Source organism: Hafnia alvei, from assembly GCF_034424155.1.
Lineage (GTDB): Bacteria > Pseudomonadota > Gammaproteobacteria > Enterobacterales > Enterobacteriaceae > Hafnia > Hafnia alvei.
In genome coordinates, this window is sequence record NZ_CP139992.1 from 4,300,878 (window position 1) to 4,313,725 (window position 12,848).

Genomic DNA, 12,848 nt, shown 5'->3' on the forward strand with positions numbered 1-12,848 from the left:
GGAAACTAAATTGGCGCAGATTGTAGCGGAATTTTGCGCCACTGTACCCACAAGGATAAAAAATCCCTCGCAGAAACGCCACCCTTGCCACTTATTCTGGCTTAAAAATACCGATCATTTGGTTGTTATGCTGAACATGGTCACTGACATTCGCTTCTGGCTGACTTAGCTGATGCCCGCACTTAACACACTCAGCATGCTCAATATTATTCTCTCGCCATACCACCAACGTATCCTGTGCCTTACAGCTGGGACAGGTTGCTCCTGCAATAAATCTCTTTTTCATTTTGTTACCCTATTCGTAGGCCTTTTCACAGGTCTTCTTCGTCCCAGTCATTCATCTGCCGCCGCTCATGCTGCATCTCGCGCTGAAAAATATCTTCCAGTTCGCGTCTGGCCTCTTTAACACGCGAAATTTGCGTCACATCTCCCTGATGATGCGGCATCAACTCACGCAGCATGCGCATATCTAAACGGCGAAAATGCTGCTGTGCCCGATGCGCCTGATGAGGATGCATACCCAGTTCCATCAGCGCCTTACGCCCCAGTTCTAGCGCGCTAGAAAACGTTTCACGGCTAAATTGATTCACACCAGCCATCAACAATTCATGCGCCTCAACGCGGCCACGCGCACGCGCCAGAATTTTCAAGTGTGGGAAATGCTGCTGGCACAAATGCACCACGGCGAGGGTGTCTTCTGGCTCATTACAGGTCACAACAATCGCCTCCGCTTTCTCTGCCCCAGCTGCGCGCAGCAGCTCAAGCTCAGTGGCATCACCGTAATAAACTTTATACCCATAGCGACGCATCATACTGACAGCGCTCACATCACGTTCTAAAACCGTGATCCGCATTTTATTCGCCATCAGTAGGCGACCAATCACCTGACCAAAACGCCCAAAGCCGACGATAATCACCTGGGGATCATCATCCTCCACAAACGGCGCCTCTTCGTCCTCTTCCTGCGGGTTGTAGCGTTTCTCTAAAATACGGTCGACCAACTGCATTAACAGCGGCGTAGTCACCATTGAAAGCGTTACAATCACCAGCAGCAGCGCCATCTGATCGCCCTGCAATAATTTTTGCGTGCTAGCCGCTGAGAACAGAACGAAGGCAAACTCTCCCCCTTGGCTCAACACCGCCGCAAACTGCATTCGCACCGAGCGGCGGATGCCGGCTATGCGAGCAAGCAGATATAACACGCCGCCTTTTACCGCCACCAAAATGGCGACACCAGCCAATACCTCAGGTAAATGGGTGTAGAGAACCCCCAAATTCAGCGCCATACCGACTGAGATGAAAAATAGCCCCAGCAATAGGCCCTTAAACGGTTCAATCGCAATTTCTAATTCATGTTGGAACTCGCTCTCCGCCAACAGCACACCCGCGATAAACGTCCCCATCGCCATCGACACGCCTAACGCGTCCATGAACATGGCGGAGCCAAGCACTACTAAAAGTGCGGCGGCGGTGAAAATCTCACGCACGCCGGTCGCGGCAATATAGCGAAAAATCGGTCGCAGTAAGTAACGGCCACCAATCAACATGCCCAGCAAAGCACCCACTTTGATGGCAATAAACGTCCAATCCGTATCTTTATTGCTGGAACCGACTAAAACAGGAATTAGCGCCAGCGCAGGGATCACGGCCATATCTTGAAACAGTAATACCGAGAATCCGAGCTGACCGCCTTCGTTGCGGTTCATCCCCTTCTCGCGCATCATCTGCAAAGCCATCGCGGTGGAAGACATCGCCAACCCAATTCCACCAATAACCGCAGCCTGCCATGAAAAATCCGTTAACAGCAATAAACCGCCCAGAATGACTGCGGTAAGTAAAACCTGCCCAGCCCCCACGCCAAAAATCGAGCGTCGAAGCGACCACAGCTTGCTAGGATTAAGCTCTAAGCCAATGATGAAAAGCAGGAATACAACACCCAGTTCCGAAAAATGCAGGATCTCATCCACGTCACGGATAAACCCTAACCCCCACGGACCAATCGCAATACCCGCAATCAAAAAACCCAGCACGGTACCAATACCAATCCGCCGAGCAATCGGCACTGCCACGACGGCTGCAAATAGGAACAGCAGTATCGCTGGTAAGAGTGAGCCCTCTTCGGTCATAAACTACCGCCTCCCGCCAAAGGTGATTCCAACCATTGCCCGTAGGCTTTGGCATGCGTTTGCAAAACGTCGGGCTTAAGCCGGCGAGCCCAATAAACCACCATCGGCGTCATCCAATGCATATGGCACATGCCTGCCGTTAACTCAAATGGACGCAAAACTTCATCCATGGTGTAACGGTTATAGCCACCCATTTGATAAGCCCCCTCAGGCTCACCGGTTGTAACGACGCTACGCCAATATTTTCCGCGCAGAGCATTTCCGCCAACGCCGCTGGCAAAACCGCGCGACAGCACGCGATCCAGCCACTCTTTCAATAAGGCAGGACAGCTATAGGTATAAAGAGGATGTTGAAAAACAATAACTTGATGCTCACGCAGCAGTTTCTGCTCATGGTGAATATCAATAAAAAAATCAGGATAGTGCGCGTAGAGATCGTGCACGGTGACATGTTCTAGCTGCTGTGCCGGCTGCAGTAAAACTCGGTTTGCAACCGAGTCCTGTGATTCCGGATGGGCATACAGCAGCAATACTTTCGGTGGCTGCGACATCTATTCCCCTCCCCAAAGCGTCGTCATCGGTGAGCATTTCAGCTACCATGCAGCGCTAAGATTAAAATTAATAGTGTGCGTGTTCTGAAAACTTATTATTGTTCACGCAAAAACAACCGTAATTTAACACATTTCTAATAGACGGCGCTTTATGATTGTTTTCTCATCGCTACAAATTCGACGCGGTACCCGCGTTCTGCTAGACAATGCCAGTGCAACGGTTAACCCCGGCCAGAAAGTGGGTCTGGTGGGTAAAAATGGCTGTGGGAAATCAACGCTGCTGTCGCTGTTAAAAGGTGAAATGAGTGCCGATGCTGGCAGTTTCAACTTTCCTGGTAACTGGGCGCTGGCGTGGGTCAATCAAGAAACCCCTGCACTCGACGTGCCCGCTTTAGAGTATGTACTCGACGGCGACCGTGAATTCCGCCAGCTAGAGTCTGAGCTCAACGATGCAAACGAAGGCAACGACGGCAACGCCATCGCATTAGTGCATGGCAAGCTAGACGCCATTCAAGCGTGGACCATCCGCTCTCGCGCTTCCAGCCTGCTACACGGTTTAGGCTTTAGCCAAAGCCAGCTCGAAGAGCCGGTAAAATCCTTCTCCGGCGGCTGGCGTATGCGCCTTAACCTTGCACAAGCGCTAATTTGCCGCTCCGATTTACTGCTGCTCGATGAGCCCACTAACCACCTCGACTTAGATGCGGTGATTTGGCTAGAACGCTGGCTAAAAAGCTACACCGGCACACTGATTCTTATCTCCCATGACCGTGATTTCCTCGATCCGATCGTCGACAAAATCTTGCATATCGAGCAAGAACAGATGTTCGAGTACACCGGCAACTATTCATCGTTTGAGCTACAACGCGCCACTAAGCTTTCACAGCAACAATCGATGTATGAAAGCCAGCAGCAGCGCGTCGCGCATCTGCAAAGCTACATCGATCGCTTCAAAGCCAAGGCATCAAAAGCTAAACAGGCGCAAAGCCGCGTGAAGATGCTAGAGCGAATGGAGCTCATTGCGCCAGCTCACGTCGACAATCCATTCCACTTCAGCTTCCGCGAGCCAGAAAGCCTGCCAAACCCATTGCTGCGGATGGAAAAAGTGAGCGCTGGCTACGGTGACAAAACCATTCTGGATTCCATCAAGCTGAATCTCGTTCCCGGTTCTCGCATTGGTCTGCTAGGCCGCAACGGCGCAGGTAAATCCACGCTAATCAAGCTGTTGGCGGGTGAACTAGCACCGCAAAAAGGCGAAATCGGTTTAGCCAAAGGCGTGAAGCTGGGCTACTTCGCTCAGCATCAGTTGGAATATTTACGCGCAGATGAATCACCGTTGCAGCATCTTACCCGCATCGCCCCACGCGAAACGGAACAGCAACTGCGTGACTATCTAGGCGGTTTTGGTTTCCGCGGCGATAAAGTCACCGAGCACACCGCGCGTTTCTCCGGTGGAGAAAAAGCACGTCTGGTATTAGCACTGGTTGTTTGGCAGCGCCCTAATTTGTTGCTGCTCGATGAACCCACTAACCACCTCGATTTAGACATGCGCCAAGCGCTGACCGAAGCCCTCATCGACTTCGAAGGTGCATTGGTGGTGGTTTCCCATGACCGTCACTTACTACGTTCAACGACCGACGATCTGTACTTGGTACACGATGGTCAAGTTGAGCCGTTTGCTGGCGATTTGGAAGATTATCAACAGTGGATGATTGACCTGCAACGTCAACAGGCACAGCAAGACTCCAATAAAAGCGAAAGCGAAACTAGCGGGAACAGCGCTCAGGCGCGCAAAGATCAAAAGCGCCGTGCAGCCGAATTCCGCACCCAGACTCAGCCGATCCGCAAGCACATCATGAAGATGGAACAGCAAATGGAAAAACTGAGCGCTCAGCTAGCCGTACTCGAAGAAAAATTAGCCGATAGCGAACTGTATGATATCAGCCGCAAAGCGGAGCTGACCGAATGCCTACAGCAACAGAATCAAACCAAGGCCGCGCTCGAAGAAGCTGAAATGGAATGGTTAGATGGGCAGGAAAAGCTGGAAGTCATGACCCGAGCCTTTGAGGCTGAAAGCGAATAGGCCTCGCAAAGAGGCTGTAATCGATTGCCAGCGATGAAATATTCGCTGGAATCCACTTCGCATAATCTCATAGACCCACTGTTAAGCCCCCGAAAGCGCATTTACTCTGCGCTTGGGTGCTTAGGACTGTCTGTCTTAAGCATAGAGTGGTATGGCAGATAGGAAAAAGCCCCACCTGATATTAAATCAAGGTGAGGCCAACCCTCATACGCAGCAGTGTGAGGTTAGCCTCTTCCCCGTTGCAAAACAAGGAAAAGGAAAACCAAAAATGCCACAAAAAACTGTTATTTGGTGTCTATTGATCGTCTGTATAACACTTCTGACGTTCATTAGAATCACACATGGATACCTGTGTGAAATACACATCAAAAACGGTAACAAAGAGGTTGCCGCCGTTTTAGCCTACGCATCTAAACGGTAAGTGGCCTTACGTCGAGGTATTCCACTAGGAATACCTCGTTCGTTGGCTGGAATCTGTTGTGTATCAGTCTCTAAGCACCCTTCGTTTCGCTGCGATAAAACGGCTTATCCCCCAGAATAGTCGCTCGATGCATAATTCGCCGCTGAGGCAAATAGTCTGCATTGGCATAATGCTGCGTCACGCGGTTATCCCAAATCGCGATATCGTCTTGCTGCCAACGCCAGCGAACTTGGAATTCAGGCTTCGTCGTATGCTGGAAAAGGAACTGTAACAGCGCATCGCCTTCCTGCTGAGGGATACCCACCAGACGCGTGGTAAATCCTTCGTTCACAAATAGCGCCTGACGCCCGCTCACCGGATGCGTTCGCACCACCGGATGCAACAGCGGTGGATGCTGACGTTTTGCCTGCAGCCAGCGCTGGTGCTCCTCTTCCGAGCGAAGATGCTTATATTCAGGGAACGACTTTTCAAAATCATGCTCGGCTTGCAGGCCACTCAATAATATCTTGAGCTGAGGTGAAAGCGCCTCGAAGGCGGCAATGCCGCTCGACCACAGCGTATCACCGCCCACCTCTGGCAGACGTTTGGCGGCCAAAATCGCGCCCAGCGGAGGATTCTCGATAAAGGTCACGTCGGTGTGCCAGTTATCGTTGTCCGGAGGATTATCGTTATGCGTGTCGAGCTCAATGATCTCCTCCACGCCCGCCGCATGCGGATAGACAGGATGTATATGCAGATCGCCAAACCGCGATGCTAGCTCGCGCTGCTGTAACGGCGTAATAGCCTGCCCACGCGCAAACAACACCTGATGTTTTAGCAGCGCATGATAGAGCTGTTCAAACTGCGAATCACTCAGCGGGCGGGTGAGGTCTATATTGCTAACGACTGCACCAATGGCAGGGCTTAAAGGCTGAATAGCGATACGTTCATTCATTTTTTCACTCCATGCCACGGGGTTAAGCGGCGCTGCAAGGCTCTCAGGCCCAATTCCAATGCAAAAGCAATCAACGCAATAACGCTAATGCCAGCGATAACGACATCCGTGGCTAAAAATTCACCGGCGGACTGAATCATAAATCCTAAACCGCGCGTCGCGGCAATCAGCTCTGCGGCCACCAGCGTAGACCAACCCACGCCGAGCCCGATACGCAAGCCGGTTAAAATCTCAGGTAGCGCATTGGGAAGCACTACATACCACAACACCTGCCAGCGGTTTGCCCCTAAAGCTTGAGCCGCTCGCACGCGAACCTGTTCGACGCTCCGCACACCTGCGGCAGCAGCCAGCGTGACCGGCGCAAAAATCGCGAGATAAATCAGCAATATCTTGGATGTTTCACCAATGCCAAACCAGATAACCATCAACGGAAGATAGGCTAACGGCGGCACCGGACGATAGATTTCAATAATGGGGTCCAAAATACCGCGCACGGTGGGGTTGAGCCCCATCGCAATTCCCACCGGAACGCCAATAACCACGGCGGCAAGCAGCGCGACCAGGATGCGTCCCAGGCTAGCGGCTAAATGCTGCCCCAGCGTGGCATCCATAAAGCCCTGCGTGCTGATGCTTACCAGTTGCTTCAGCACCTGCTGGGGTGCAGGCAGAAACAGCGGGCTGATAAGCTGCATCGCGGTTACGCCCCACCACACCACTAAGATGGCCAGCAACGTGAGTGCGCTGATGACCACGTTTGATGGGATAGTTCTTTTCTTCTGGTATACGGTCAGCTTATGCGCGTTATCAGCGGTATTACCCTTCAGCGTGGAATGAAGACTCATGACCAAACTCCTTGCGCATGCGGTGTTCGCTGCTCGAAGACGCGGCTAAGCACATATTCCCGGCGCGCAATAAACGCGGGATCGGATTTAATCGCTCGGCACGGCTCACCATCGGCATAGCGCTGGCCAAAATTCAGCGCCAAACGTTCAACAATGCGTCCCGGCCCCGGCGACAACAGGATCAGTTCAGAGGCCAAAAATACCGCCTCTTCAATGTCATGGGTAATCAGTAAGATCTGTTTACCCGTTTTACGCCACACGCCCAGCAGCAATTCTTGCATTTGCTCACGCGTGAACGCATCAGTGCACCGAAAGGTTCATCCAATAACAGCAGTTGAGGATTTGCCGCCAGCGCACGGGCGATACCTACTCGCTGGCGCATTCCGCCCGATAGCTGCCAGATAAAGTGCCGTTCATAACCTTCCAGCCCAACCAAGCGCAGCATCCGTAGCGCAATAGCGTTTCGCTCATCGCGTGCCACACCTTGTAGCTGCAAACCAAATACCACGTTAGCTAAAACATTTCGCCACGGCAGTAGGCCTTCATTTTGAAATACCACGCCACGCTCAGCGCTTGGCCCTGTAACTTCGCGACCAGACAGCGTTATCGAACCCGAATCTGGCTGGCTAAATCCCGCCACCAGATTCAACAACGTGGTTTTTCCACACCCAGACGGCCCGAGCACCACCACCAGTTGTCCACTCGCGATTTGTAATGAGACGTCTTCCAGAACAGGTTTTCCATCATAGGAAGCACTGAGATGATTCACTGACAGCATGGGTAACTCCTTATGACTGAGGCTCAGCCTGCACTTGCTTCACAAACTGGTTATTCACGAAGCTACGATAATCTGCTGCCACCTGAGGAATTTTGCCCTGCTGCTGTAAAAACACGGCGGTATCATGAATGGCTTTATCAACCGGCTGGCCCAGTTCATTAACCTGCTCGGCAACGGGCAGATAGCGGTTTCCCTTCACTAACCCCGGAACCTGATCTTGCGGTACGCCGCTCAGCTTGGAGAGCTTGTCGACGTTCTGTCCGTCTTGCAGCCACTGTTCAGGCGCTGCCAAATAGGCCTTCTGTGCCGCTAACGTCGTGCGCGCAAAAGCCGTTACTACATCGGGATGCTGTTGCGCGAAATCTTTGCGTACTACCCATACGTCCAGCGTCGGTGCACCCCATTTGCCGACCTGTTCTGAGTCGGTTAACACGCTACCGGTTTTCGCCAATTCGTTAACGGCAGGTGCCCAAACATAAGCGCCATCAATATCACCGCGCTGCCATGCCGCCGCAATCGCCGGTGGCTGAAGGTTTAAAATGGTGAGCTGATCGGGTTTGATCCCCCAATGCTTAAGCGCTGCAAGCAGGCTGTAGTGCGTGGTTGAAACGAAAGGAACGGCAATACGCTTCCCGATAAGATCCTGCGGGGATTTAATCTCTTTTTTCACCACTAGCGCTTCTGAGTTCCCCAACTGCGAGGCCAACAGGAAAACTTCAATTGGTAGTCCTTGGCTCACCGCAGCGGCCAACGGGCTAGATCCGATATTGCCAATCTGCACGTCGCCGGAAGCTAAGGCTTTCACTACGCTTGAACCGCTATCAAACTTGCGCCAATCCACCTTCGCGCCTGAGGCTTTGGCAAAGGCGTTATCCGCCTGTGCCACTTTGGCCGGTTCCGCAGAAGTTTGATACGCCACGGTCACATCAAGTGCATAGGCACTCGTGGCGGCTAACGAGAGGGTGAGAAACGCAGCCACGCTACGTAAAGAAAAGGGTTTGTTCGCCATCATCTGCTCCGCTTATTTTTCGGTGTCAGGAGCACAATGCCCCGCGTTGAACACAGTTTTAGCTGAGCAAGATTTAGTTAAGAAGGAATAAAAAAGTATTCTTTATTCCAAATAGAGATAATTGAAGTTTGATGTCTGAGCGACTAGTGTCAATGCTATCGACGGTATACAACGAAGAAATAAGCGCGTCTCCAGCGAACTGGAGACGTCAAAATCAGTGCCAAATAAGCAAGACGCAGGCTGCTGTTAGCAGTCCCATGGAGATATTGAACGTAAACCAGGCGCGACGGCTGTTCAGCAAGCGGCCAATCACAGTGCCAAAACCTAGCCAAATAATGCCGGAGACTAAATTGACTAAGAACATTGCGATGCTGATCGCAATAATAGAATGGTTATATTCAGAGCCCGACAGGCTGAAACTGGCGACGGCGCCTAATCCCATCAGCCATGCTTTGGGATTTAAAAATTGAAGCAACCAGCCTTGGTACCAGTTAACCGGCTTTTTGACTTTTACCGCGGTAGGGTCAAGCTTTTCATAGCTGGAGGTCGCTATTTTCCAAGCGATGTACAGCAGATATAAGCTACCCAATATTTTTAGGGTGGTATGCAACGTAGGGTAAACCAGCAGCAGGCTACCAACACCAAACGCCACTAAAAGCAGCAGCGACTGCATTCCAAGCATAATACCCAACATCAACGGCACCGAACGCATAAAGCCAAAGTTCGCCCCCGACGAGGTCAGCAGCATATTATTTGGCCCAGGCGTGATCGCCGCTACCCACAAAAACCCTAGCATTGAAAGAAATAGACCAAGTTCCATTTGTTGGGCACTCCCACCCCTTTATGTTTGTCGTGACCTTGAAGCTATCAGTGTGATATTGATCGCACAAGAACGATGACATGAAAATTAATCACCTTATGAATAATCAATTCTCTCCTATGCGCGGAATAAGTAATCCGCACCTGCAAACCATTTTGCCAAGGCTATTCCGCCGCAAGCCGTTGCTACAGCCACATTGGCAGCGCTTAGCCTTACCCGACGGCGACTTTATTGACTTAGCGTGGAGTGAGCCACCAGAGCAGGCGCAGCATAAGCCGCGAGTGGTGCTGTTCCATGGTTTAGAAGGGAGTTTCTACAGCCCCTATGCACATGGTTTGCTGCACGCATGGAAAGAAGCCGGATGGCTGGGCGTAGTGATGCATTTTCGCGGCTGTAGCGGCGAGCCAAATAAAATGAACCGCATCTACCATTCAGGCGAAACCGAAGATGCTCGCTTCTTCCTCAACTGGCTACGGGAAACTTACGGTGAGGCGCCCACTGCCGCGGTGGGTATTTCACTCGGCGGCAATATGCTGGCTTACTATTTAGGCCAAGAAGGCGCCAATGCCACGCTCAATGCTGCCGTCATTGTATCCGCCCCGCTGATGTTAGAGCCTTGCTCATATCGGCTAGAACAAGGCTTTTCGCGCGTTTATCAAAGTTATCTCTTAGGCCAGCTAAAGCAGAACGCCCAGCGTAAGCTCGAACGCTACCCAAACACCTTACCGTTGAACTTAAAAACGCTGAAAGGCTTAAAACGCATTCGCGATTTCGATGATGTAATTACCTCACGTATCCACGGATTTGATAACGCCACAGACTACTACCGTCGCTGTAGCGCCCTACCGCTGCTGCCAAAAATCACCGTGCCGCTGCTCATCATCCATTCTAAAGACGATCCGTTTATGACACCGGAAGTGATCCCACGGCCGGAAGATTTACCGCCTAATATTGAATATCAACTCACCGAATTTGGTGGACACGTTGGCTTCATCGGTGGCAGTTTTAACAAACCTCAGATGTGGTTAGAACAACGCATCCCCTCTTGGTTAACCCCATTTTTGGAGAACACGCAGTGATTATCCCTTGGGAGAATTTAGCCGCAGATACGCTGGATAGTTTGATCGAATCCTTCGTTCTGCGCGAAGGCACCGACTATGGCGTGCATGAAAAGTCATTGACGCAAAAGGTTGAGGACGTACGTCGACAGCTAAAAAATGGTGAGGCCGTTTTGGTGTGGTCAGAGCTACATGAAACGGTGAATATCATGCCCAAAGGGCAGTTCCGAGATACACCGGAAGAGTATGAGTAACCTTTAAACATCCGTTTAATAAAACCAATATTAAGTAAAGGCATCCAAATATTTTGGCTGGTTTGATGTCAAAAACGGCGCTTAAACAATCAGGAGAAGCATGGATGTCTCTACTTTCACAACACGTCACCCAACGTAGTTCAGAATCTAAAATATCGCCCTCTGAGTTACCATTCAACACTCGCATATTGATTATTATCACCTGCCTCATACAGGGTGCATTACTCTACCTAAGCAACGACTTTAGCACTCAAGAGTGGAGGCTAGACCATAAAACCACACTGCTGTATGTGCTGGTATTATCACTATCTCTACCTTTAGTGTTCGTCTTGTCGGTGAATACATTACGCAACAAAACGCTCTGGAAAGTACTGCTTGCCTACGCCGTGATTTTTATCGCCATGACAACGTGGGTAAATTGGAACGATGTTGGTCTAAGAGATTATGGAACCGGCATTTTAGCGACATTTTATTTTTCTCTTGCCGCGATTATCTTTGTTACACTGCCATGGCTGCAGGTGCGAATAGAAAACCCAAACTCGCCAGTCAACTATCCTGATTTGCACGACGCTATTTGGCAAAATACCATCACCGTAGTATTAACCCTGCTTATTGCGGGTTTGATGTGGGGGATTTTGTCGCTGGGCGCAGGTCTCTTCAAATTGATTGGTATTGATTTCTTTTACAATCTTTTCTTTGAGCACCAAATATTCACCTACCTTGCCAATAGCTTAGTTCTCGCCATCGGCGTTCTAATCTGTCGAACCAACTCAAAGTTAATCATCACGGTACGCAAGCTACTCTCTCTGGTGGTGAAAGGCTTGCTTCCTCTACTGTCGTTTTTCGCGCTGATTTTTATCTTCAGTCTGCCGTTTACAGGAATAAACACCTTAGCCAAGCAGTGGTCGTCAGCCACTACGCTGCTGACCACTATGTCTCTGCTATTGGCTCTGTTGGTCAATGCGGTACACCTTAGCGCTGATAATGCTGAGCAAAAAACCTATCCCAAAATCATTCGCTATATCATCAACGGCTCCCTGCTTGCTTTGCCCATCTACGCGATATTGTCCACGTATTATTTAGGTCTACGGATCGTGCAATACGGCTGGACACCCGAGCGGCTATGGGCTGCTGTCGTCGTTGGTTTGTCGCTTTGTCTGAGCCTTGCCTATGCAACTGCCGTAGTACGCAAAAACACGATCTGGCTTCACTCGCTGGGCAATATCAACAAAAAGATGATGTGCCTGATCGCGGCTATTCTCATTCTGTGCAATTCGCCCATCATCGATCCGTATCGCATTAGCGTGAACGATCAAATGCAGCGTTATGCCACTGGCAAAATATCACCGGATAATCTGGATCTCATCATGCTGCGGTTTGACGCAGGCCGCCGAGGCAACGATGCACTTCAAGCACTACGCCATGATGCCAAATTTATCAGCGATCCCGCCCGGAAATTAAGTCTGGAAAAAATACTGATACAAACCAATCGCTGGGGGAGTTATGACGATGATGACAATAAACAAAAACCCGCGATATTTACGGTGGAGCGCGCGCGTAAAAACATACTGCTAGCAACAGGCGTAACGCCGCCAGATTCCAGTTGGTGGGCATCGCTATCAGAAAATAACTATCAGGCAGAGCGCATGAGTGATTGCTATCTGCTAGCCAATAGCTGCGTTTTAACAACGTTGGATCTCAATGCCGATGGAAAGCCAGAACCTATCCTGTGCAGTTTCAGCGCTCCTCAAGCGCCATTCTGCCAAGTTTATGCCCTAAGTGAGGGGAAATGGGTCGTAATTAGCAGAATGGATTTTGACGAGTATTTAGCTCAAAACAAGTCTGATAGCGCTAAGCTCAAAAGCCTCATCTTGAATGGCCAATTAAAAACAAAGCCAAAAGAGTGGAGCGATATCCAGATTCAGGATAAAACCATAGAGATGAACTATTACGGTTTAAGATAAACCGTTAATCC

Annotated in this window: 12 protein-coding genes and 1 pseudogene; 5 read left to right on the top strand and 8 right to left on the bottom strand. The window is 50.5% G+C overall.

Features of this window, described 5'->3' with window-relative positions:
* Positions 1-91: 91 nt before the first annotated feature.
* The 3 genes from U0008_RS19920 to kefG are packed head-to-tail and all read right to left on the bottom strand — an operon-like array spanning position 92 to position 2,677.
* Positions 92-286 carry a YheV family putative zinc ribbon protein gene (locus U0008_RS19920; protein WP_025799209.1) on the bottom strand — a complete coding sequence of 65 codons (195 nt, stop codon included), beginning with the start codon at positions 284-286 and terminating at the stop codon, positions 92-94.
* A 25-nt stretch (positions 287-311) separates the two neighbouring features.
* Positions 312-2,126 carry a glutathione-regulated potassium-efflux system protein KefB gene (gene kefB, locus U0008_RS19925; RefSeq protein ID WP_025799211.1) on the bottom strand — a complete coding sequence of 605 codons (1,815 nt, stop codon included), beginning with the start codon at positions 2,124-2,126 and terminating at the stop codon, positions 312-314.
* A complete protein-coding gene (gene kefG, locus U0008_RS19930) occupies positions 2,123-2,677 on the bottom strand; it encodes a glutathione-regulated potassium-efflux system ancillary protein KefG (RefSeq protein WP_043489384.1) in 555 nt (184 codons plus the stop codon). The genes kefB and kefG overlap by 4 nt, the downstream gene beginning before the upstream one ends.
* Positions 2,678-2,828: 151 nt before the next feature.
* Here kefG and U0008_RS19935 point away from each other — a divergent pair, with 151 nt between their 5' ends.
* Together U0008_RS19935 and U0008_RS19940 are read left to right on the top strand one after the other, a co-directional pair.
* Positions 2,829-4,757: an ABC transporter ATP-binding protein gene (locus tag U0008_RS19935; protein ID WP_043489386.1), complete on the top strand. Its 1,929-nt coding sequence runs from the start codon at positions 2,829-2,831 to the stop codon at positions 4,755-4,757.
* A 268-nt stretch (positions 4,758-5,025) separates the two neighbouring features.
* Entirely contained in the window at positions 5,026-5,178 is a 153-nt protein-coding gene (locus U0008_RS19940) for a Hok/Gef family protein (protein ID WP_043489542.1), read from the top strand.
* Positions 5,179-5,248: 70 nt separating this feature from the next.
* On the opposite strand, the gene tauD is transcribed toward U0008_RS19940, so the two are convergent.
* From tauD to U0008_RS19965, 5 genes and pseudogenes are all read right to left on the bottom strand, one after another.
* The gene (tauD, locus tag U0008_RS19945) at positions 5,249-6,112 is read right to left on the bottom strand and encodes a taurine dioxygenase (RefSeq protein ID WP_043489389.1); all 864 of its coding nucleotides are present in this window, start codon (positions 6,110-6,112) and stop codon (positions 5,249-5,251) included.
* Positions 6,109-6,954, bottom strand: coding sequence for a taurine ABC transporter permease TauC (tauC, locus tag U0008_RS19950; protein ID WP_025799222.1), 846 nt, complete (start codon positions 6,952-6,954; stop codon positions 6,109-6,111). Before tauC ends, tauD begins: the two co-directional genes overlap by 4 nt.
* Positions 6,951-7,732 (bottom strand): annotated as a pseudogene (gene tauB, locus U0008_RS19955) (taurine ABC transporter ATP-binding subunit). Before tauB ends, tauC begins: the two are co-directional and overlap by 4 nt.
* A gap of 10 nt (positions 7,733-7,742) precedes the next feature.
* Positions 7,743-8,741, bottom strand: coding sequence for a taurine ABC transporter substrate-binding protein (gene tauA / locus U0008_RS19960; protein WP_043489391.1), 999 nt, complete (start codon positions 8,739-8,741; stop codon positions 7,743-7,745).
* A 214-nt stretch (positions 8,742-8,955) separates the two neighbouring features.
* On the bottom strand, positions 8,956-9,561 hold the full coding sequence (locus U0008_RS19965) for a LysE family translocator (RefSeq protein WP_043489394.1): 606 nt from the start codon (positions 9,559-9,561) through the stop codon (positions 8,956-8,958).
* Between the two features lie 98 nt (positions 9,562-9,659).
* Between U0008_RS19965 and U0008_RS19970 the strand changes: the two genes are divergently transcribed.
* The 3 genes from U0008_RS19970 (at position 9,660) to U0008_RS19980 (ending at position 12,837) form a co-directional block, all read left to right on the top strand.
* Positions 9,660-10,640 carry a hydrolase gene (locus U0008_RS19970; RefSeq protein WP_043489544.1) on the top strand — a complete coding sequence of 327 codons (981 nt, stop codon included), beginning with the start codon at positions 9,660-9,662 and terminating at the stop codon, positions 10,638-10,640.
* The gene (locus U0008_RS19975) at positions 10,637-10,873 is read left to right on the top strand and encodes a YheU family protein (RefSeq protein WP_043489396.1); all 237 of its coding nucleotides are present in this window, start codon (positions 10,637-10,639) and stop codon (positions 10,871-10,873) included. The genes U0008_RS19970 and U0008_RS19975 overlap by 4 nt, the downstream gene beginning before the upstream one ends.
* Positions 10,874-10,977: 104 nt before the next feature.
* A complete protein-coding gene (locus tag U0008_RS19980) occupies positions 10,978-12,837 on the top strand; it encodes a DUF4153 domain-containing protein (protein ID WP_043489398.1) in 1,860 nt (619 codons plus the stop codon).
* The last annotated feature ends 11 nt before the right edge of the window (positions 12,838-12,848 follow it).